The sequence below is a fragment of the Amycolatopsis sp. NPDC114503 genome (assembly GCF_055633655.1).
Map to the genome: position 1 here is coordinate 143,147 of NZ_JBVKDT010000010.1, position 22,079 is coordinate 165,225.

General features: G+C 69.1%; 16 protein-coding genes, 2 tRNA genes and 1 riboswitch. Of the genes, 11 read left to right on the top strand and 7 right to left on the bottom strand.

What is annotated here, in order from left to right; genetic code table 11:
• Positions 1-37 precede the first annotated feature (37 nt).
• The 5 genes from ACZ7OI_RS35715 (at position 38) to ACZ7OI_RS35735 (ending at position 8,371) form a co-directional block, all read left to right on the top strand.
• Entirely contained in the window at positions 38-943 is a 906-nt protein-coding gene (locus ACZ7OI_RS35715; RefSeq protein WP_470268497.1) for an ABC transporter ATP-binding protein, read from the top strand.
• Complete coding sequence (locus tag ACZ7OI_RS35720; protein WP_470268498.1) at positions 940-1,794, top strand: ABC transporter permease; 855 nt, start codon at positions 940-942, stop codon at positions 1,792-1,794. The genes ACZ7OI_RS35715 and ACZ7OI_RS35720 overlap by 4 nt, the downstream gene beginning before the upstream one ends.
• 6 nt (positions 1,795-1,800) lie before the next feature.
• On the top strand, positions 1,801-2,040 hold the full coding sequence (locus tag ACZ7OI_RS35725; protein WP_037354504.1) for a helix-turn-helix transcriptional regulator: 240 nt from the start codon (positions 1,801-1,803) through the stop codon (positions 2,038-2,040).
• 67 nt (positions 2,041-2,107) lie between these two features.
• Positions 2,108-2,183, top strand: a riboswitch (cobalamin riboswitch).
• Positions 2,184-2,235: 52 nt separating this feature from the next.
• On the top strand, positions 2,236-5,841 hold the full coding sequence (cobN, locus tag ACZ7OI_RS35730) for a cobaltochelatase subunit CobN (RefSeq protein ID WP_470268665.1): 3,606 nt from the start codon (positions 2,236-2,238) through the stop codon (positions 5,839-5,841).
• Positions 5,842-7,150: 1,309 nt separating this feature from the next.
• Positions 7,151-8,371: a chitinase gene (locus ACZ7OI_RS35735; protein WP_470268499.1), complete on the top strand. Its 1,221-nt coding sequence runs from the start codon at positions 7,151-7,153 to the stop codon at positions 8,369-8,371.
• 72 nt (positions 8,372-8,443) lie between these two features.
• Here ACZ7OI_RS35735 and ACZ7OI_RS35740 read toward each other — a convergent pair whose 3' ends face one another.
• From ACZ7OI_RS35740 to ACZ7OI_RS35755, 4 genes are all read right to left on the bottom strand, one after another.
• A complete protein-coding gene (locus ACZ7OI_RS35740; RefSeq protein ID WP_470268666.1) occupies positions 8,444-9,550 on the bottom strand; it encodes a dihydrofolate reductase family protein in 1,107 nt (368 codons plus the stop codon).
• A 32-nt stretch (positions 9,551-9,582) separates the two neighbouring features.
• Positions 9,583-10,815: an aldehyde dehydrogenase family protein gene (locus ACZ7OI_RS35745; RefSeq protein WP_470268500.1), complete on the bottom strand. Its 1,233-nt coding sequence runs from the start codon at positions 10,813-10,815 to the stop codon at positions 9,583-9,585.
• A gap of 603 nt (positions 10,816-11,418) precedes the next feature.
• The gene (locus tag ACZ7OI_RS35750; protein WP_470268501.1) at positions 11,419-12,135 is read right to left on the bottom strand and encodes a M50 family metallopeptidase; all 717 of its coding nucleotides are present in this window, start codon (positions 12,133-12,135) and stop codon (positions 11,419-11,421) included.
• A gap of 207 nt (positions 12,136-12,342) precedes the next feature.
• Positions 12,343-13,269, bottom strand: a complete 927-nt coding sequence (locus ACZ7OI_RS35755) for a DNA-3-methyladenine glycosylase family protein (protein ID WP_470268502.1) — start codon at positions 13,267-13,269, stop codon at positions 12,343-12,345.
• A gap of 182 nt (positions 13,270-13,451) precedes the next feature.
• Between ACZ7OI_RS35755 and ACZ7OI_RS35760 the strand changes: the two genes are divergently transcribed.
• The 3 genes from ACZ7OI_RS35760 to ACZ7OI_RS35770 all read left to right on the top strand — a co-directional run bounded on the left by ACZ7OI_RS35760 (position 13,452) and on the right by ACZ7OI_RS35770 (position 17,389).
• A complete protein-coding gene (locus ACZ7OI_RS35760; protein ID WP_470268503.1) occupies positions 13,452-14,213 on the top strand; it encodes a class I SAM-dependent methyltransferase in 762 nt (253 codons plus the stop codon).
• Positions 14,214-14,250: 37 nt separating this feature from the next.
• Positions 14,251-15,573: a M20 family metallopeptidase gene (locus ACZ7OI_RS35765; RefSeq protein ID WP_470268504.1), complete on the top strand. Its 1,323-nt coding sequence runs from the start codon at positions 14,251-14,253 to the stop codon at positions 15,571-15,573.
• 871 nt (positions 15,574-16,444) lie between these two features.
• Complete coding sequence (locus ACZ7OI_RS35770) at positions 16,445-17,389, top strand: S1C family serine protease (protein ID WP_470268667.1); 945 nt, start codon at positions 16,445-16,447, stop codon at positions 17,387-17,389.
• A 116-nt stretch (positions 17,390-17,505) separates the two neighbouring features.
• On the opposite strand, the gene ACZ7OI_RS35775 is transcribed toward ACZ7OI_RS35770, so the two are convergent.
• Both ACZ7OI_RS35775 and ACZ7OI_RS35780 read right to left on the bottom strand, forming a co-directional pair.
• Positions 17,506-17,892 carry a DUF3224 domain-containing protein gene (locus ACZ7OI_RS35775; RefSeq protein WP_470268505.1) on the bottom strand — a complete coding sequence of 129 codons (387 nt, stop codon included), beginning with the start codon at positions 17,890-17,892 and terminating at the stop codon, positions 17,506-17,508.
• A 73-nt stretch (positions 17,893-17,965) separates the two neighbouring features.
• Positions 17,966-19,504, bottom strand: a complete 1,539-nt coding sequence (locus tag ACZ7OI_RS35780; RefSeq protein WP_470268506.1) for a helicase HerA-like domain-containing protein — start codon at positions 19,502-19,504, stop codon at positions 17,966-17,968.
• A 118-nt stretch (positions 19,505-19,622) separates the two neighbouring features.
• Here ACZ7OI_RS35780 and orn point away from each other — a divergent pair, with 118 nt between their 5' ends.
• The 3 genes from orn to ACZ7OI_RS35795 all read left to right on the top strand — a co-directional run bounded on the left by orn (position 19,623) and on the right by ACZ7OI_RS35795 (position 20,733).
• Entirely contained in the window at positions 19,623-20,231 is a 609-nt protein-coding gene (gene orn / locus ACZ7OI_RS35785) for an oligoribonuclease (RefSeq protein ID WP_344287297.1), read from the top strand.
• Between the two features lie 75 nt (positions 20,232-20,306).
• A tRNA-His gene (locus ACZ7OI_RS35790) sits at positions 20,307-20,379 on the top strand.
• 281 nt (positions 20,380-20,660) lie between these two features.
• Positions 20,661-20,733, top strand: a tRNA-Lys gene (locus ACZ7OI_RS35795).
• A 33-nt stretch (positions 20,734-20,766) separates the two neighbouring features.
• On the opposite strand, the gene ACZ7OI_RS35800 is transcribed toward ACZ7OI_RS35795, so the two are convergent.
• Positions 20,767-21,924 carry a tyrosine-type recombinase/integrase gene (locus ACZ7OI_RS35800; RefSeq protein ID WP_470268507.1) on the bottom strand — a complete coding sequence of 386 codons (1,158 nt, stop codon included), beginning with the start codon at positions 21,922-21,924 and terminating at the stop codon, positions 20,767-20,769.
• Between the last annotated feature and the right edge of the window lie 155 nt (positions 21,925-22,079).

Genomic DNA, 22,079 nt, shown 5'->3' on the forward strand with positions numbered 1-22,079 from the left:
CTACATTTCATCGTACAGGCAGGATGGGGGTCATCCAATGAGAGATCAAGCGGACACCGTGCTCCGCGTCGAAGGCTTACGCATGCGCTACGGCGCGAACGACGTGCTGCACGGCACGTCGTTCACCGCGCACCGCGGCGAGGTGCTGTGCCTGCTCGGCCCGAACGGGGCGGGCAAGACCACGACGATCGAAATCCTCGAAGGATTCCGGATGCGGTCCGCGGGCGAGGTGTCCGTGCTGGGCGCCGACCCGGCGCGCGGCGGCGAGGACTGGAGGGCGCGGCTGGGGGTCGTCCTGCAGTCCTGGCGCGACCACGGCAAATGGCGCGTGCGCGAGCTGCTCGACCTGCTCGGGTCGTACTACTCGCCGTATTCCACCGACCGGATCCGCCGCCCGTGGGACACCGACGAGCTGATCGAGGCGGTCGGGCTTTCCGAACACGCGGGCAAGAAGATCCGGATGCTCTCAGGCGGGCAGCGGCGCAGGCTGGACGTGGCGATCGGCATCGTCGGCCGTCCCGAACTGCTGTTCCTCGACGAGCCGACGGCCGGGTTCGATCCGCGGGCCCGGCGCGATTTCCACGAGCTCGTGCACCGGCTGGCCGACGACGACACCACGATCCTGCTCACCACGCACGACCTCGACGAGGCCGAGAAGCTCGCCGACCGGATCCTGATCCTGAGCGGCGGCCACATCGTCGCCGACGGGTCGCCGGACCAGCTGAGCAGGAAGATCGCGGGCGAGGCCGAGGTGCGCTGGACGGTCGACGGCCAGCGGTTCGTGCACTCGACGACGGAGGCGACGAAGTACGTGTACGAGTTGTTCAAGCAGCACGGCGAAGCGGTCGCCGACCTGGAGGTCCGGCGCGCGTCGCTGGAGGACACGTACCTGACGCTCGTGCAGCGCGCGGAGTCCGGGCTGACCTCGGCGGGTGCGCGATGACGGCGTCGGCGCAGCGGACCGCGGCGCGGGTGGGACTCCGCCGCGGGTTCATCGAATTCCGCCAGCAGTGGACGAATCGGGAAGACCTGATCGGCCAGCTCGTGTTCCTCGCGATGCTCGGCACCACGCTGTTCTTCATGAGCGGCGCACAGCTGCCGGGCACCTCGCTCTCGCTGGGCGCGGCGACAGTGCCGAGCGTAATCGGCGCGGGCCTGGTGTTCAACGGCCTGTCCGCCGTCGCGGGCTCGCTGATCGTCGATCGCGAGGACGGCACGCTGCTGCGCGCCAAGGCGACGCCGAACGGGATGCTCGGCTACCTCGTCGGCAAGATCACGACCTTCTCGTTGGCGCAGACGGCGGGCGTGCTCGTGCTGCTGGTGCCGTCGCTCTTCCTGTTCTCCGGACTGGCCCCGGACGGGTTCTTCTCGATCCTGAACCTGGCCTGGGTGGTGGCGGCGGGCCTGGTCGCGACCATGCCGATCGGCGCGGCGATCGGCTCGCTGATCCAGGACTCGCGGATGATGGCCCTGGTCATGCTGCCGGTGCTCGGGCTCGGCGCGATCTCCGGGATCTTCTACCCGATCACCGCGCTGCCGGGCTGGCTGCAGGGCGTCGGACAGGTGTTCCCGATGTACTGGCTCGGCCTCGGCATGCGCTCGGCGCTGCTGCCGGACGAGGCGGTCGTCGTCGAAATCGGGCAGTCGTGGCGGCCGTGGGCGACCCTGGGGGTGCTGCTCGCGTGGGCCGTGATCGGATTGGTGCTGGCCCCGATCCTGCTGAAGCGGATGGCCCGGCGCGAATCGGGGTCGTCGGTCGCGGCACGACGGGAAAGGGCACTTCAGCGTGTGTGAGGCGCGGTGAGCGAGAACGTCTACAACCGCATCGCGGTGCTGCGCGCCGAACGCGGCATCTCGCGGCGGCAGCTCGCGGACGCGCTCGGCGTGCACTACCAGACCATCGGGTACCTGGAGCGCGGCGAGTACAGCCCGAGCCTTTACCTGGCGTTGCGGATCGCGGAGTTCTTCGAGGTCGCGGTGGAGGTGCTCTTCTCCACCGCGCCCTTCCCCCGCATCGGGGACGAAAGCAAGCCCGCGTGAGGGTCTGCTCACCTTGACGGCGCCGGTGCGCCCGGCGAGAGTAAGAGCGCACACGCGTCGGCATGCGGAGGAACCCGGTGGAAATCCGGGGCGGTCCCGCCACTGTGACCGGCGGCCCCGCGGCCGCCGGCAGCCAGGAACTCCCGCCGGCGTGCCCGACGACCCGGGGCGCGGACACCCCGAGTGAGGAACGCCGTGATCCTGCTGCTGTCCACTTCGGACACCGACCTGCTCAGCGCCCGGGCCAGCGGCGCGGACTACCGGCTCGGCAACCCGTCCCGGCTTCCGCTCGGCGATCTGCCCGGGCTGCTGGAAGACGTGTCGATCGTCGTCGTCCGCATTCTCGGCACGCCGCGGACCTGGCAAGAAGGCCTCGACACGCTGCGCGCGTCCGGTGCGCACGTGGTCGTGCTGGGCGGCGAGCAGACGCCGGACGCGGAGCTGATGAAGCTCTCCACGACTCCGGCCGGGATCGCCGCGCAAGCGCATCTGTACCTCGCGCAGGGCGGTCCGGAGAACCTCACGCAGCTGCACCGGTTCCTGTCCGACACCCTGCTCCTGACCGGCGAAAGCTTCGAGCCGCCCGCCGAACTGCCGTCGTGGGGCGTGCTTTCGCGACCGGCGTCCTCGAACGACGGACCGGTCATCGGGATCCTCTACTACCGCGCGCACCACCTGTCCGGGAACACCGGTTTCGTGCACGCCTTGGCCGACGCGGTCGAGTCCGCGGGCGGCCGGGCGTTGCCGATCCACACCGCGTCCCTGCGCACGCGCGCGCCGGAGATGATGGCCGAGCTGGGCAAGGTCGACGCCCTGCTGGTCACCGTCCTCGCCGCGGGCGGCACCCGTCCGTCGGAAGCCGGGGCGGGCGGGGACGATGAATCGTGGGACGTCGCGGAAATGGCCGCGCTCGACGTGCCGGTACTGCAGGCGTTGTGCCTGACCAGCGACCGCGAAACCTGGTCCGCCAGCGACGACGGCCTGTCCCCGCTCGACGCCGGCAACCAGATGGCGGTACCGGAATTCGACGGGCGGATCATCACCGTCCCGTTCTCCTTCAAGGAATTCGACGACGACGGCCTCCCCCGCTACGTCGCCGATACCGAACGCGCCTCCCGCGTCGCCCGCATCGCCCTCGCGCACGCCCGGCTCCGGCACACCCCGCCTGCTTCTCGCCGGATCGCCTTGATGCTGTCCGCGTACCCGACGAAACACTCGCGCGTCGGCAACGCGGTCGGCCTGGACACCCCCGCTTCCGCGATCAAGCTCCTGCGCCTCATGCGCGAACGCGGCTACGACCTCGGCGCGGAGGCGTTCCCCGGCGTCGACCCGACCGGCACCGACCAGCCGGACGGCGACGCCTTGATCCACGCCCTGATTGCCGCGGGCGGCCAGGATCCCGAATGGCTCACCGAGGAACAGCTGTCCGGCAACCCGATCCGCGTCCCCGCCGCCCGCTACCGCTCGTGGTTCGCTTCTTTGCCGGTCGAGTTGCAAGAAGCGATGGAAGAACACTGGGGCCCCGCACCGGGTTCGCTGTATGTCGACACGTCGGCAAATCCCGAGGGGGACATCGTCCTGGCGTCGCTGCAGTCCGGCAACGTCATCCTGATGATCCAGCCGCCGCGCGGGTTCGGCGAAAACCCGGTCGCGATCTACCACAACCCGGACCTGCCGCCGAGCCACCACTACCTCGCCGCTTACCGTTGGCTGGAAGAAGAATTCGGCGCGCACGCCGTCGTCCACCTCGGCAAACACGGTTCGCTGGAATGGCTGCCCGGCAAGACCGCCGGCCTCTCCGCCGCCTGTGCCCCCGACGCCGTACTGGGCAATCTGCCTTTGGTGTACCCGTTCCTGATCAACGACCCCGGCGAAGGCGCGCAAGCGAAACGCCGCGCGCACGCGACCATCGTGGACCACCTGGTCCCGCCCATGGCCCGCGCCGAGTCCTACGGCGACCTGGCCCGCCTGGAGCAGTTGCTGGACGAACACGCCAACATCGCCGCGATGGACCCGGCGAAACTCCCGGCGATCCGCGCCCAGATCTGGACCCTCATCCAGGCCGCGAAACTCGACCACGACCTCGGCGTCGAGGAACGTCCGCACGACGCGGAGTTCGACGACTTCCTGCTGCACATCGACGGCTGGCTGTGCGAGGTGAAGGACGCCCAGATCCGCGACGGCCTGCACATCCTGGGCGAGGCCCCGGTCGGCGAAGCCCGTGTCAACCTGGTCCTCGCGATGCTCCGAGCCCAGCAAATGTGGGGCGGCAAGCAAGGCGCCGTTCCCGGGCTGCGCTCCGCTCTCGGCCTGAAGGAAAACTCGGACGCCCCGCTGTCCGAAGTGGACGCCATCGAAAAGACCGCCCACACACTGGTTTCTCTTATGGAGACCCGCTCGTGGTCCCCCGATTCGGTTTCTTCAGCGGTCACCGAGGTGCTGGGCACTTTTGATGCCGAAGTCGCCCGCGTCCTGACCTTCGCCGCCACCGAAATCGTCCCCCGCCTGGCCGGCACTTCGTCCGAAGCAGACGCGGTCCTCCACGCCCTGGACGGCGGCTACATCCCCGCAGGCCCCAGCGGTTCCCCCTTGCGCGGCTTGGTGAACGTCCTGCCCACCGGCCGAAACTTCTACACGGTGGACCCGAAAGCCATCCCCAGCCGCCTGGCGTGGGAAACCGGCCAGGCCCTGGCGGATTCCCTGCTCCGCCGCTACCGCGAAGACACCGGCGACTGGCCACGGTCCGTCGGCCTCTCGGTCTGGGGCACCTCCGCCATGCGCACCTCCGGCGACGACGCCGCGGAAGTCCTTGCCCTGCTGGGAATCCAGCCGATCTGGGACGAAGCCTCCCGCCGCGTGACCGGCATCGAGCCCATCCCGCTGTCCGAACTGGGCCGCCCGAGGATCGACGTGACAGTCCGCATCAGCGGCTTCTTCCGCGACGCCTTCCCGCACGTCATCACCATGCTGGACGACGCCGTCCGGTTGGCCGCCTCCCTGGACGAACCGGAATCCTCCAACTACGTCCGCGCCCACGTCGCCGCGGACCTGGCCGATCACGGTGACGAACGCCGAGCCACTACCCGCATCTTCGGCTCGAAACCAGGCGCCTACGGAGCCGGCCTGCTCCCCTTGATGGACTCCGGAAACTGGCGCGACGACAAAGACCTGGCCGAGGTCTACGCAGTCTGGGGCGGCTTCGCCTACGGCAGGGACCTGGACGGCCGTCCCGCGCGCGAGGACATGGAATCGTCGTACAAACGCATTGTGGTGGCCGCGAAGAACACTGATACCCGCGAACACGACATCGCGGATTCAGACGATTATTTCCAGTATCACGGCGGAATGATCGCCACCGTCCGCGCCCTGACCGGCTCCGCCCCCGCTTCCTACGTCGGCGACTCCACCACACCCGATGCCGTCCGTACCCGCACTTTGGGCGAAGAAACAGCCCGAGTCTTCCGCGCCCGAGTGGTCAACCCGCGCTGGCTGTCCGCAATGCGCCGCCACGGCTACAAGGGCGCTTTCGAACTCGCGGCAACCGTGGATTACCTCTTCGGCTTCGACGCGACTGCCGGCGTCGTGGGCGACTGGATGTACGAGAAGTTGTCGCAGTCGTATGTGCTGGACGAGGAAAACCAGCAGTTCTTGCGAGATGCGAACCCGTGGGCTTTGCGGGGAATCATCGAACGCCTGACGGAAGCTGCGGATCGAGGCCTGTGGGAGGAGCCGGATCCGGAGTTGCTGGCGCAGATGCGCGAGGTGTATCTGACGCTGGAAGGCGATCTGGAGAACGACTGATCCTGCTGTTCCGGGTTGCCTTGGCTGGATTGGGTTTGACCAGCTGAGGCAACCCGGTCAACTGGCTGTCGGCGAACCGGCTCGGCTCTTTCACCCGCTCGGCAGTTTCGTCTGGGCCCCGCTTATCCGGGAACCGGCACTTCCGCTGCAACCGACGGTCGCGATCTGCCAAGCTGCCGGACCCTGCCCGCGGCACACCGCCTCTGCCCGCAACTCACCAGGCCAACCGCGTCGCCGACCTTCGCTACCCGGCCGCTTCCCGGCCGTTCTCCCCTCCGACCAGCCGCCGTCGCCCCACTGCGCCGTGCATCACCGCCATGCCCGCCGCACCGCTTCAGCCCGCCGCGCCGCTTCAGCCCGCCGCACCGCCCCAGCCGCTGCGCCACTCCAGCCCGCCGCACCGCCTGGAGCCCAGCCGCACCAAGCCGCGCCTCCCGGCCACTACCCCGCCCCGTGCCCTCGCCTCGGACTCGCCGAAACCAACCGCGCCGCCGAGTCCGCTCCACCCACCTCCAGCATCTGTGCCCAGCCACCGAAACGTCAGTCATCCCCGCCAAGCCCACCGCGTCGCTACCCACCAGCGTCCGCGAACTGCCCCCGGCTCACCGCCAAGCCCGCCCGTCCCAGCCACGCCACCAGCGCCCGCGACCCGCGCCACACGACCCCCGGGGCTCACCACCAGCCCACCAAGCCACCACCCCGCCAGCGCCCGCGCCCCGGCCAGGCAGCCCCCGGAGCTTCACCGCCAAACCCACCGCGCCACCACCCGCCAACGCCCGCGTCCCCCGCCAGGCAGCCCCCGGGGCCCACCGTCAAACCCGCCGCGCGTCCACCCCGTCAGCACTCACGACCAGCACAGGCCACCCCGGGCCTCACCGCCAAGCCCGCCCACTCCAGCCACGCCACCACCACTGCCCCCGCCACCACTCACCGAGCCTTCCGAACCTCCCCCGCCGATCAGCCACCGCAGCCCTCGCCCCGCGCCTCCTGGCCGCCCCGGTCCAGTCCAACCGCACCGTCACCGTCTCCCCCTCTTCCCTCACCACCGCAGTCCTCGCCTCACCCCTCTGGCGGCGCCAGTCCCACCGCACCGCCGTCCCCCTTCCCCGCAGCGGACCACTCGCCCCCGCGGTCCGCGTCCCTTTGCGCGGAACCGTTGCGCCGCAAGGGTGAACCCGCCGAACCGAATTCCGGCATACCCCCCGAACCCGCCGTCCGCCGGACAAGAGCAGCCGACCGCACCTTGACTTCATAATGGTCTAGTCCAATGCTTACCGCATCAATTTTCCGCATGTTCGCCGGAGGACAGATGCAGCGAAGCAGACTGGCCGCCACACTCGTCGCCGCCGCTACCGTGGCCGGGGCAGCTGCCGTCGTGGCCGCGACCGCCCACGCACAGACCGGGACGTCGACCGCCCTCGACAACAACTGGTACGCCGCCGCGCCGTACCTCATGCCGCAGAGCAACAACCCGCCCGACCCGGTGACCGTCATGAACGCGACCGGGCAGAAAGCGTTCCAGCTCGCCTTCATCCTCGCGCCCAAGAGCGGCGGATGCAGTCCCACCTGGGACGGCACGACGCCGGTTTCCTCGGACACGACCGTCGGCGACGCGATCAACCGCATCCGCGGCAACGGCGGCGACGTGTCGGTTTCAGTCGGCGGCTACGGCGGGACGAAGCTGGGCCAGACCTGCGGGACCGTCGACGCGACCGCCGCGGCCTATCAGCAGGTCGTCGCGAAATACAACCTGAAAGCCATCGACTTCGACCTCGAAGAACCCGAATACGAAGACACCGCCGCCATCGCGAACGAACTCGGCGCCGCGAAGAAACTGCAGGCGGACAACCCCGGGCTGTTCGTCTCGGTGACCATGCCGGGCACCGCCGCGGGCACCGGCTGGTTCGGCACCCAGTTGCTGGACCAGGCGAAGTCGATCGACTTCTCCCCCAACGACTTCTCGATCATGCCGTTCGACGGCGGCTTCACCGGCGGCGGCGCGTCGCAGGTGTCCGCGCTCGAGGCGTTCCACGGCCTGCTCCAAAGCCACCTCGGCTGGGACAGCGACACCGCGTATTCGCACGAGGGTTTCTCGGGAATGAACGGGAAATCCGATTCGGCGGAAATCTTCAACGTTTCCGATTTCCAGACCGTGTACGACTACGCGACGAGCCACCACCTCGGCCGGTTCACCTTCTGGGCGGTGAACCGCGACCGACAGTGCACGACGACCACCGACAACAGCGTGTGCTCGAACGTCCAGCAAAACGACTGGGACTTCACGAAGTTCACCACCCGGTTCGCTGGAGCGACCCCGCCGCAGACCACTCCGCCGACGAGCCCGACCAGTCCGACCAGCAATCCCCCGGGGACTTGCTCGGCACCGGAATGGCAGAAAACGCAGGTCTACAACGGCGGCGCCGTGGTTGCGCACAACAGCCACAAATGGACCGCCAAATGGTGGACCCAGGGCGAGGAACCCGGCACGACCGGCCAGTGGGGCGTCTGGACCGACAACGGAGGCTGCTGACCGGCTAGGTTTTCCGATCGGGCGCTGCGGATTCCATGCCGCAGCGCCCGATCTGTCAGCTGCTTTGAGGAATCAAGGCCGAACGCCGGGCAGATGCGTATTCGCCCGGCGCACTTCCGAAGCCAACGCCGGCACCTCGATCACCCGACGACCGGCCGCGACCAGCCGCTCGACCCCCTCCGCCTCGACGAACAACGACGGTTCCCGCCAGGCCATCACCACCCGCGGAATAGCCGTCTCGAGGATCAGCTGCGTGCAGCTTTTGGGATGGGACGCGCGATCGCTGCACGGTTCGAGCGAGCTGTACATGGTCGCGTCGGCGAGCCGCGGGTCGTGCGGATCGAGCTTCGCCAGCGCGGACTCTTCCGCGTGATTATGCGGATCGCCCTCGCCCGAATGCCCGGTGGCGAGCACCGTCCCGTCGGGCAACCCGACGACCGCGCCGACCCGAAACGTCGAACTCGGCGGACACTCGTCGGCAAGCTCGATGGCCTGACGCAACCGCAGCAGATCGAGCGACGACGGTTCAGCCGCCGCGCGATACCGAAGCACCGCAACTTCCCCGAGCCGCCGCACTTCCGTCAATTCCAGCGGTCGCGGAAACGCACCCGGCCCGAGAAACCGCGGCGCGCGCGGGTCGCCGACCATGACCGGCGCGACCGCGAGCCGGAGTTCGTCGGCGAGCCCGGCGTCGAGGAACTGCGTGTGCACCGCCCCGCCGCCCTCGACGAGCAACGTCCGGATCCCCCGCGCGCCGAGGTCGTCCAGGACGCGCCCGAGCTGCGGCGGACTGCCGACATCCACGACAGTCGCGACCGCGCTCAGGCTCTCCGCACTGCCCCTCGGCGCGTAGACGAGCTTCTCGGCGTCGCCGACAGTGAAGAACCGCGACGCCGGATCCAGCTTGCCGCTGCTGGTGACCGTCACTTTGACCGGTTGCTCCGCCCGCCCCGCCGCGACGCGCTCACGGCGCAGTTCGGCGGAGCGCACGAGGAGCCGCGGATTGTCGGCCCGCACCGTGCCCGCGCCGACGAGGATCGCGTCAGCCTCGGCACGGAGCCGGTCGACCTCCGCGAAGTCGTCCTCGTTGGACAGGAGCAGACGGGTGCTGCCGGCGTCGTCGAGATAGCCGTCCAGCGATTGCGCCGCGGACAGCAGGACGTGCGGCCGCCCGGTCATCGTGCCCATCCGCTCATCGTGCTCCGGCCAGGTCAGGCAGGCACCACGGCGTACTGGCGGACGTACAGGTCGGTGTAGGTCACCGGTCCGCGCGGACCCGGCACCCGGTCGAGGTTGATGCCGGTTTCGGGCACCGCGAGCAGCTTGAAGCCGTCCAGCAGCCGGGTCGGCGCGTTCCAGAACACGCCGGTGCCGGTGTAGCCGTCGAAGAACTGCTCCGCGGCCGCCGGGTCCTCGGTCGCGATCCCCGCGGCCAGCCCGGACGTGCGCTCGTTCGCGATCTCGACCGCGTCGACGAGCCCGCCGACCTTCTCCACGGTGACGGTCGCCTCCCGCTCGGAGTCCAGCGCCCACTCGTAGCCGATCGGATGCTCGTGCGGCGCGAGCGAGGGCGTGACGCCGCGCTCGGCGAGCGCCGACTCGATCTGCGGCCACACCGTGTCGTGCACGTCCTCGTGGATCAGCAGCAGGTTCAGCCGGTTGCAGACGCCAAGCCGGTCGAGGCTCGAGAACACGAGGTCACGGACCTTGTCCGCATCCGCCGCGGCGTCGACGTACAGCACCCCGCCGCCGTCGGCATGCGCCAACGTGCGCACCCCGTGCACCGCGGCCTCAGTCGCCAGCGCGCGCGTGCTGTCGCCGCTGCCGCGCAGGATGACGAGCGGCACGAGCCCCGGCAACCGAACCAGCGCCGACGCCGCCTCCCGCTCAACGCGCGGCACCAACTGCACGACGTCCGGGTTGATCCCGGCGGCCTCGAGCGCGGGCGCGATCACGACGTCCCGCAACCGCTGCGCCGACCCCAGCGCCGCCGACCCCGTCCGCAGCACGCCGCCATTACGCGACTTGACCAACTGCGACGCCACATCGACGGTCACGTTCGGCCGCGCCTCGTAGTTCGCACCGATGACACCCACCGGACGCCGCCGCTCGACCAGCCGCAGCCCACCGTCCAACGTGGACACGGGGACGGACCGCTCCTGGTGCGGAGCTCCGGCTAGCAGCCGCAGCTGCGCAGCCATCCCGTCCAGCCGCTCGGGCGTGATGGTGAGCCGATCGAGCAGACCGGCGCTCATCCCGTCAGCAGTAGCCTTGGCGACGTCGGCACGGTTGGCCTCAAGCACCTCGTCCCGGTGCTCGACGAGCCGCTCCGCCATCCCGACGAGCGCCGCATCCACCGCATCGTCCCCGGCGGCAGCCAACGACGGCGCAGCCGCCTTCGCCGCCCGCGCACACTCCTCGACGGCCTTCGCGACCTCGTCCATCGCCTGTCTCCCTCCGGCGGCTCAGCAGACGTCCAGTCTGCCGTACCGCCCACATGGGGAGACGACGGGCTCAGCCCTCGGGACACTCACGGCACCAGTCTCCTGGTGGACTACATGGTCGACAACGCCGCCGCTCACGACCGCTGCGTCGCTGTCCGCGGCCTGCCGCCGTAACCGGGGACGCACCCACGCGAGCCGCTGGTGCTGCTGGGGTGCGGCCGGTGCTCCGGTCCGCGATCGCGTCGTCACGCGGTCACGCGCTCACGCCGTCCGCCGCCCTGCTTTCCGCCCAGCGGGCCCGGACCGCCACGAACTCACCCGGCGGTCCGGCCCAGCAGCTAGCCGCTCCGCACCAGACCAGCCCACGGCCTCAACCGCCACAGCACGCCCGCGCAGCCCTCCATGCCTCACGCCACCTCAACGCCCAGAGCGCCAACCACGCGGTCCACATGCACCAAGCGCGACCAGACCTCGATGCCCACGGACGTCGCCGCCGAACCACCGACCCGCTCCGCCGCATCCCAGCGGCCCCACGCAGTCACCCCACGCGACCCCGCGACCGTCCGCGTCAGCGCGCCGCACGCCAGAACCGCTACGGCAGCATCACAGCCCCAACGGCTGCAGCAACCACAGCCCGCCCGCGATGACGCAGCTCACCGTGAGCACGCCGAACACCAGCACCCACAACACCGCAGGCACGGCGGTCAACCGGCTCAGCTGATCGGCATCGGAGTCCCGCGCTTGGCCGCGTCGCCGTTTGAGCTGAAGCTCCACCACCGGCCGAACCCCGCCGAACAGCAGGAACCAGGTCAGCAGATACACGAACGGCGCCTGCACCACCTTCGGCGCGACCAGAGCCACGAGCCCGAGCACGACGGCACTCGCCACCACCGTGAACACGCCGTAGGCATTGCGCACCATGATCAGCACACCCAGCAGCAGCAACGCGACCAGCACGAGCACCGCGGTGATCAGGTCGGCTCCGACCAGGCTCGCGAACAGCAGCCCCAGTACCGACGGCGCGACGTATCCGGCCAAGGCCGTGAACGCCATCCCCGGCCCCTCGGGCTTGCCACGCGACACGGTGACCCCGGAAGTGTCCGAGTGCAGCCGGATCGACCGCAGCCGCCGCCCGACCGTCACCGCCGCCAGCGCGTGGCCGGCCTCGTGCACGATCGTGATGACGTTGCGGGCGAACCGCCACGGCGTCCCGCCTGCGAGGACCACCAGCAAGGCGATACCGCCGGTGACCAACGTGATGACGCTCGGCGTATTCGCCTGCTCCAGCGCCGCACCGACTGTCCCAGTGCCCGCTGCCATGGCCGCACCAGAGATTTCTCCGGTACCCGGTCGAGCACTGAGCACAGTCGAGACGGCGAGTACAGGCGTAGTCACGCGGACACCTCACCACAGGCCCTATTTGGCCCCTGTGAGTGCCCAGGCAACAACCGTCGGCCGCGATTCGGTATGGCGGCGGCCTCACTCCATAGCGTCTCCCTCCCGTGGATCCGCGACTTCAGAAACCGCTCAGTCCGCCACCTCCCCGGACTCCGCCGTCCTCAACCGATCGAGCCGGAAGAGATGCGCGACCCACGACCGATACGGACGCCAGTCCTCAGCCAGCGGTTCGAGCTCGTCCGGTGGAGTGTCGGGAGGCAACGAGTATTCCGCGCACAGGATCTGGTGAAGCTGGGTGTCCAGCCGCGGGAAGAAATCGGGATGTCCCGCGCCGTGCAGCAGAATCTGCTCGGCGGAGAACGCTCCGATGCCCGGAATCGTGCACAGCCGCGTCATCGCGTCGGGGATCGACAGAGCCAGCAGCTCTTCGGTTTCCAGGCGGCCGTCGGTTGCGGCCCGGGCGACAGCTCGAAGGCGTGCGAGCCGGAACGGCCCCACTGACGGTTCGTCACCCAATTCGGCCAGAATCTGCGGCGCGGGAAAGGAAACCGGCCCGTCGTCGCCCACCTGGCGGCCGTGCCGCGCTGAAAGCTGTTCCCGCAACCGCATCGCCTGCCGGGCCCGCATGCCTTGGGTGAGCACGGCCCAGCAGGCTGCTTCGTACGGCGACGAATACAGCACCGGGCGCGCTCCGCTGTGGCGAGCCTGCAGCCGCCGGACCACGGAGTCACGGCTCGCGACCTCGGCGAAACCGGATTCGTCGACGTCGAGCGAGAGCATCCGGCTCACCTGCGCGACCACCCGCGAGGCAATCTCCACCGGCGCCGCCACGCCGACTTCGACCGTCCCCGGGGATCTCTGCCGGATCGCGGCCCCGGCATGGGTCCAGGTCCCCTCCACCGGGAACGCCAGCCGCAGCACGCCCGGTTCGGCGGCGAAGGATCCCGCCGGGCCCGCCCCGGCGAGCCACTGCGACGCGGCGCTCAGGTCGAAGTCCCCGCGCACGGCGATTTCACCGGTGGGCAGGTCGATCGGACGAAAGATCGGTGCGGTCATCAGACAGTCCTCCTCGCTGGTCTCCGCGGGTCGGAGACCGTGCGGACGACGTTAGGAACAGGCACCGACAATGCCGGGCCTCGAACGCTTGATCGGACCGATCTTCACTCGAACGAGTTAGCCACTGATGCCGCATACTGCCGGTATCCCCATCGACCGGTATCCCCATCGAGAGGACCCCAGTGCCCCATCACAGCACCCGGCAACGGCTCGCCGACCTGCTCAGCGAGCCGGCCACGACGGTCGACGGCTTCCTCGACACGCTCGGCGACGCCGCCCAGGCAGGCCCGCCCACCGGACTCACCCAACGGCTCATGCGCACCACACTGCTGCCGCAGGTCTACGAACGCTATTGGCGGCCAGTGCTCGGCCGCGTCCTCAAAGGTCCCGGCGGCCCGAGCATGGCCGACGAGGTCGCCCTGGCCGCCGAACGGCTCGCGCTGCAGTCCGGCCAGGTCGTGCTCGACGTCGCGTGCGGGACTGGCCGGTTCACGCGCGCATTCGGGGACGCAGTGGGACCGGACGGGCTTGCGGTCGGCTTGGACGGCGCACGCAGCATGCTTTCGCGCGCGGTCGAAGAAACTGATTCGCCGGCCGTGACTTACCTTCGCGCCGACGCGGTCGAGCCGCCACTGCTTTCGTCCACTGTGGACGCTGTCTGCTGTTTCGCCGCACTGCACATGTTCGCGGAGCCGGAACGCGCGCTTGATTCGTTCACCCGGATTCTGCGTCCCGGCGGCCGGATCGTCCTGCTCACGAGCGCTCGCCGCGACTGCCAGGTGACCCGGATCGCCGACACCGCAGGAGGAATCGTCAGCGGACAACGCATGTTCGACCGCGGGGAGATCGCGGCCAACCTGCGCGCGCGGGGCTTCGACGAAGTGCGCGAGCAGTACTTCGGGGTCGCCCAACTCGTCTCCGGTCGGCTGTCCGACGTGCAGTGATCCATTTTTGTCGGGGTTCGGAGATAGCATTCCCCGCATGACCCACGCCGCGCCTGTCCCGCCCGACGACAGCCACCTCCGTTCCCTCATCGAAGCCACCGCCGATGCCGTGGCCGCCGCCGAACCGCTTGGCTCCGACCACGCCGGAGCCGACGCGGAAACCCGTGCTGCGGTTGAAGAAGAAGTGCGCGCCCGAGCCGGCGAACTCGTCGCGCTCAGCCAGGATCTGCACGCGCACCCGGAAGAAGGGTTCGCCGAACACCGGTCAGTCGGCGCGCTCGCCGAATTGCTGCGCGCGCACGGACACGAGGTAACCGTCGGGCTCGGCGGGCTGGACACCGCGCTGCGCACCGGAACTCCGGGCAACGACGGGCCGCACATCGCAGTCCTGTCCGAGTACGACGCCCTGCCCGGATTGGGGCATGGCTGCGGGCACAACGTTATTTGCACGGCCGGAGCCGGCGGATTCCTCGGCGCGGCGGCCGTGGCCGAACGGCTCGGCGGTCGGGTGTCGCTGGTGGGCACTCCCGCGGAGGAAGGCGGTGGCGGCAAGGAAACGCTCGCTCGCGCCGGGATCTTTGACGATGTCGACGCGGTGATCATGCTGCATCCGTTCAGCCACGACATCGCACTGCACCCGTTCCTCGGCAGGCGACAACTGGAGATGGTTTTCCATGGCGTCGGCGCGCATGCTTCGGCTCAGCCGTTCATGGGCCGCAATGCGCTCGACGCCGCGGTGGCGGCCTATCAAGGAGTGTCCGCGCTGCGGCAACAGTTGCCGTCGAGCGACCGAGTGCACGGTATCTTCACGGACGGCGGCGCACGGCCGAATGTCATTCCTGCCCGGGCGGCTCTTTTGTTCTATCTCCGGTCGGCGAATCCGGAGACGCTGCGCGACCTGGCCAACCGGATGACCGCGATCGCCCACGGCGCAGCCGAAATGACGGGCTGCGGGGTGGAACTGCGCTGGGACGCGCAGCCGGCATACCTGCCGATCCGGTTCAACACCACACTGGCCGGCCGGTGGTCGGTCAATCAACAGGGCACCGGGCGGAAACCGCTGCCGCCGGGCATCGTGCCGGAGTTCCTGACCGGGAGCACCGACCTCGGAAACTTGTCGTTCCGCATGCCCGCGCTGCATCCGATGATCGCGGTGTCCGGGCCGACGGTCGCGTTGCACACCAAGGAATTCGCCGAGGCGGCCGGGTCGCCGACGGGTGATCAAGCGGTCGTCGACGGTGCGCTGGGCCTGGCTCTGACGGCCGCCGATTATCTCGCCGACGCGGGCCTGCGCAAAGCCGTGCACGACGAGTTCGAGGCATCGGGAGGGGCGTTGGACGTGCCGAGTTTCTTTGACTGACGCGTGGTGGGAGAGACGGAGGATGCGGGAATGGCGATGGGCCGCGAGGCTAGAGAGGAGGTGCAGCGGCCGGTTTGACGAGTTGGGCTGGAGCTTTTCGCGGGCGGGGCTGGCTCTGTGTGGGCTGGGCTGGCTCTGTGACGGTCGCGGGTGGCGAGCACTGATGGGCTCGTGTCGGCACGACACGGACGCACTTCCCGGCTGAGAGCGGCTGAGAATTCTCAGCTGATTCTTCTCAGGAAAGCCTGAGGGTTTTCCACAGGTTGCTCATAAGCGCAGGCGCGAGTCTGGGTTCATGACCGAGAACGAGAGCCGGCCCGGCCCCGCTGCCCCCGGTGGGCGCCAGCCGCACCAGAGCAGTGAGCAGTACGGCCAGTACCGGGCCGGGTCGAGTCCGTTCGATGCCAACGCGGAGATGCCGCGCGGAGCTCAGCGCGTTCCGGCGGTGCCGCAGCCAAACGCGCAGCAAAGGCCGTCGGCGATCGATGGTGCGCAGCCAGCGGCGGCGGGACCCGCGCAGCAACCAGCACCGGGCAACGCGCAGGCGGGCCGCAGTGTCCCGGCGAGTTGGCCGAGTGCCGCCGAACCGGTCGGGCCGAGCACCGCCCGACAGCCCCAAGGGGCCGAACTGGGCGCTACCCGACGATCCCAGCCGTTCTGGCCGGACACTGGCCAACCATCCCAGTCCGCCGGGCCGAGCACTGCACAACCATCCCAGCCAGCCGGGCCAAGCACTGCCCAGCGATCCCAGCCAGACGCTGCACGCCAATCCCCATCGAACGCTGCCCAGCAGCCCGAGCCGAACATCGCTCTCCTGCCAAACCAGCACGCCGCACGCCAATCGCAGCCGAACGCTGCCCCACAGTCCGACCTGAATACCGCTCCCCTGCCAAACCAGCACACCGCACAGCAACCCGGCACCCCGCACTACGGCCCGATGCCACAGCCCGCGCAACCACCCGCAGCCCTGGCCGGCCCGAGGAAACGACCCGCCCGCATGGCCGTCCTCGTCGGAGCCACTGCGCTGGCCGCAGCCCTCCTCGGCGGCGGTGCGGGAGCGGCGATTGTCGGGCTGAGCGGCGGTTCCAGCGAGTCCTCGACCACCGCGTCGTCTTCCGCTACCGGGCAGACCATCAGCAACACCACGGGTTCCGGGGACGTCAGCACCGTCGCGGCGAAGGTCGTGCCCAGTGTCGTTCAGGTGAACGTCACGACTGGCCGCGGCACGGCGATCGGGTCGGGCGTCATCCTCACCGCTGACGGCCGGATCCTCACCAACGCTCACGTCGTGCAGGGGGCGCAGACCGTCACAGTCACCACGTCGGACGGCAAGAAGTACCAGGCCAAGGTCGTCGGCTCGGACACCAAGAGCGACATCGCGGTGCTGCAGGCACAGGGCGCGAGCGGGCTCGCCGCGGCGACACTCGGCGATTCGGGCAAGCTCGCCGTCGGGCAGCAGGTCATCGCGATCGGGTCGCCGGGCGGACTGCAGAACACCGTCACCACCGGCATCGTCAGCGCGCTCAATCGGCCGCTTTCCGATGTCGGAGGCGGTGACGGCGGCGATCAGCAGAATTCGCCCTTCGGCAGGCAGACCTCGAACGTCACGTCCGGCCCCAGCTACACCGCGATCCAGACCGACGCCTCGATCAACCAGGGCAACTCGGGCGGTGCGCTCGTCGACAGCCAGGGCCGGGTGATCGGCATCAACTCCGCGCTCTACAGCCCGAACTCGTCAGCCGGCAGCGTCGGGATCGGGTTCGCCATCCCGATCAACGACGCCAAGAAGATCGTCGACCAGATCGTGAACGGCTGACCGAAACCCAGGAGGCGGACCGCGGTCGGGGCGGCCCGCCTTCGCTCCTCACTCGGGACGGTGAGGAAACCTGGCCGCTCTCTCCGGGAATTCGGGGCCTGGAGAGAGCGGCTTCCTCACGCGTCCGGCAGCTCGTAGACCAGCGTGAACGTATGCTTGCCCGCGTCGTCCACGGCGATGTCGGCCGACCCGGAAATGCCTGCCAGCTCGTCCGTTCCCGAGCCGGGAAGCAGGACCAGCGACAGTCCCTCGTCCCCGGCCGTGTGCCGGAGGACGAAGCTTCCCTTCCGCCCGTCGACGGAGCCGGTAAAGCGCTCGAAAGCGACATACGCGCGCGAGATGTCGTTCGACGCCGTCAGCATCTCGACCCGGCTGGTCCCCTCGACCGCCCCGGTGAACGTCTTCTCGATCAGCACCTGCGCGAACGCCGTGCCCCCAGACTCGTCCTGCGCCTGCGGCTCCCATTTGTCCAGTTCGAACGCGGCGACGGCGGTACTGGTCATGCTGCTGCTCCTCTGCCGGAAACTCGATCAGGAACAGTCAACCGCGGATACCTGCCATCTCCTGTCAGGTATCTCAGCGGCGCCGGTTGCCGAACAGCCCGCGCGAGAACTCCCGTCCGAGCGAACTCGCCGCCGAGCGCATGAACGACTTCACCGCCGGGTTGCTCAGCACCTGCGAGATCATCCCCGGCTCCTCCTTCTCCGGCCTGGGCGCAGCTGGAGCCTCAGGTTCGGCGGCAGGCGCGGAGGGCTCGGCCGGGGTGGCCTTCGCCGTCAACTTCTCGTACGCCGACTCGCGGTCGATCGTCTCCCCATACTTGGCGTTCAGCTCCGACGATGTGACCGCCGCTCGGATCGCGTCCGCCCCGATCGATCCCATCTTCGACCGTGGCGCGCGCAATCGCGTCCACGCGACCGGCGTCGGCGCACCGCGTTCGGACAGCACGGTGACGATCGCCTCGCCGATGCCCAGCGACGTCAACGCCGTCTCGAGGTCGTAGTGCGGCGACTTCGGATACGTCTTCACCGTGCGCGCCAACGCCTTCTGGTCGTCTGGCGTGAACGCGCGCAACGCGTGCTGCACCCGCGCGCCGAGCTGGGACAGCACGTTGTTGGGGATGTCGGTCGGCAGCTGCGTGCAGAAGAACACGCCGACGCCCTTCGACCGGATGAGCTTCACCGTCTGCTCGATCCGCTCCAGGAACGCCTTCGACGCCCCAGAGAACAGCAGGTGCGCCTCGTCGAAGAAGAACACCAGCTTCGGCTGGTCGAGGTCACCCTCTTCGGGCAGCTCCTCGAACAACTCGGCCAGCAGCCACATCAGGAACGTCGAGAACAGCGCCGGCTTGGACTGCAGATTGTCCAGCTCCAGCAAGGTGATGACGCCCTTGCCGTCCTGCTGGCGCATCAGGTCGTGGACGTCCAGCTCGGGCTCGCCGAAGAACTCCTCGCCGCCCTGAGCCTCCAGATTGGACAGTGCGCGCAGGATCACGCCGGCCGTCGCCGCGGACACCCCGCCGATGCCCTTGAGGTCTTCCTTGCCCTCGTCGCTGGTCAGATGCGTGATGACCGACCGCAGGTCCTTGGTGTCCAGCAAGGCGAGACCGCGCTGGTCAGCCCAGTGGAAAATCAGGCCGAGGGTCGATTCCTGCGTCTCGTTCAGCCCCAGCACCTTCGACAACAGCACCGGCCCGAAGCTCGTGATCGTCGCGCGCACCGGGATCCCGGTACCGCTGGTGCCGAGCGACAGGAACTGCACCGGACCCGCCGCCGGCGCCCAGTCGTCGCCCAGTTCCGCGGACCGTTTCGCCGTGCGGTCGCTCGCCTCGCCGGGCGCGGACAGGCCGGAAAGGTCGCCCTTGACGTCGGCCAGCACCACCGGAACCCCGGCCGCGGACAGCTGCTCGGAGATCAGCTGGAGCGTTTTGGTCTTGCCGGTGCCGGTCGCGCCGGCGACCAGGCCGTGCCGGTTCAACGTCGCCAGCGGCAGCCGAACGGCGGCCGACGCTTCCGTCTTCCCGTCGATCACCACCGCGCCCAGCTCGACCGCCGCCCCGTCGCTGACGTATCCCTGCGCGATCTCCGCCGCTGGTCCCGACCCTTGCTCGGCCACTGGCCGCACCCCGTTCCGAGTCCGAAATCACACCTCGTTGCACTGGCTGACCGAGCGTAACGCGCCGGAAGCCCAGGTGACGCCGCTGATATCCCCGTGTCGGGTTAGGGTGGTGCGGGTGAACGACCATCTTGTCTGGATCGACTGCGAGATGACGGGGCTCGACCTCGGCAAGGACGCGTTGATCGAAATAGCCGCGCTGGTGACCGACGCCGACCTGAACGTGCTGGGCGAGGGCGTCGACATCGTCATCCACGCCGACGACGCCGAGCTCGACGGCATGCCGCAGGTCGTCCACGACATGCACGCCAAGTCCGGCCTCACCGAAGAAGTCCGCGCCTCGACGACCACGCTGGCCGAGGCCGAGCAGCGCGTGCTGGAGTACATCCGCGAATGGGTTCCGGACCCGGCCAGCGCACCGCTCGCGGGCAACTCGATCGCCACCGACCGCGGCTTCATCGCCCGCGACATGCCTGCGCTCGACAGCCACCTGCACTACCGGATGGTCGACGTGTCGTCGGTCAAGGAGCTCGTGCGCCGCTGGTACCCGCGGATCTACTACGCCAAGCCGGAAAAAGGCCTGGCCCACCGCGCGCTCGCGGACATCAAGGAGTCCGTCGGCGAACTCGAGTACTACCGCGCGATCGCCTTCGTCCCGCAGCCCGGCCCGACGAGCGACGAGGCCAAAGCCGCCGCCGCCGAAGTGCTGGAACGCCACCGAGGGTGACCCCCTGAAAAGCGCTCGCGGGCACCCGCTAGGATTGCTTCCAGCAAGGCGATCGCGAGATCTTTTTGCCAGATGGTGGCTATAGCTCAGCTGGTAGAGCACCTGGTTGTGGTCCAGGAGGTCGCGGGTTCGAGCCCCGTTAGCCACCCTTGCACCCCGGCTTCACCGAGATCTTTTTCGGAGAAGCCGGGGTTTTGTCATTTCCGGGGTACGGTGGCAGTACGGGTGTCGCTCAGGTCACTGCGGCGTCTCCGCTGGCCAGCTGCCGCCGCACTGGCCGCCGATCGCCGGTTTCACGGCGGGTCACCGCCCCTGACCAGGGCGGTTGCCCCGGCGAGCCGAAAAGGGGACCCCCCTGGAACGGGGGCTGAACGCCCTGCTAATCTTTTCCACGTCGCCGAGGGAAACCACAGCGGCGGGAAGCACCAAGCGCCATTAGCTCAATTGGCAGAGCAGCTGGCTCTTAACCAGCGGGTTCGGGGTTCGAGTCCCTGATGGCGCACAGTTCTGAATCGAAGCCCATCTGCGGGGTTCCTCAATCACGGGGATCTTGCCGGTGGGCTTTGATCATGAGTGGGGCCGAATGCGGCCGCACCGGCCGATGTTGCTTCTTAGCCACCCTCCTCCGGCTGCGGCGTCCCTTCCCGCGTCGGCGCTGCCTTCTCCTTCCTCGTTCTCGCAACGCGATCGCAGTGTCGCGGGCGGCCTCCAACACCAGCGCCGCGGTTGCCTCGGCAGCGCGATGGGCCAGACAAGGCAGCACGCTCGTGTAAGTGTCCGCTGTGAGCACAATGCTGGAGTGCCCGAGCATCGCCTGCACGACCTTCAGATCGTTGCCCGCAGCCAACGACAAGCTCGCCGCGCCATGCCGCAGATCGTGCAACCGGACCGGCGGCAAACCCGCCTCCACCAACAATCTCGTGAAGGTGTGCGTCACATACCCTGGGCTCAACGGCCCGCCGTCCCGGTTGGCGAACAGGAACCCGACCGGCTCACCACCGTCACCTTGCCGCCGCTGCGACCGAATCACCCGCAACGCCGCCACCAGGCCATGATCCAACGCCACCGTGCGCACGCTCGCCTCGGTCTTCGGCGGACACACCACCGTGCGGCCACCGCGGTCCTGGACCTGGTGCGACACCTGCGCCACTCCGGCGTCGAGGTCGAGATCGCACCACCGCAACCCCGTCGCCTCGCCACGCCGCAACCCGAGCAACGCCACCGCCAGATACAGCACGTACAACGGGTGACCGCGAGCATGCTCCAGGAATTCGGCCGTCTGTTTCGCCGTCCACACCGCCACCTGCGGACGCTCCCCGGTAGCTCGCCAATGCGCCACCCGCGCATCCGTCCACACCACCGCGCGCGGCCGCCGCCCCGAGGGCAACTCCACCAGATGCGCCGGATTCTGTTCGATCAGCCCGACCCGGATCGCGCCGTTCAACGCCGCATGCAGCGTGCCGCGGATCCGCACGAACGTCGCCGGCGACAAAGGCCGCCGTCGCGTCGCGTTCGCCCGGACGAGCCCGACGAACATCGCCTGAACCCGCGCCACCGTCAACGACCGCAACGGCACGCTCCCCAGACACGGCTTCAAATAGTCGTTCACCTGCTGCGTGTACAGCCGACGCGTATTGAAACCCAAGCTCTGCCGCATCTCCAGCCAAATGTCCAGCCACTGCCCCACCGTCACCGCGCCCCGCCCCGGAACCACATCCGCGCCCAGCAGATACGCCCGCGCCTGCTCGGCAGCAGCACGGGACCGGAAACCACCGCGGCGCACCCGATGCCGACGGCCGTCCCGACCACACGGCAACTCCAGCGAGAAATACCAACTCCCATGACCCC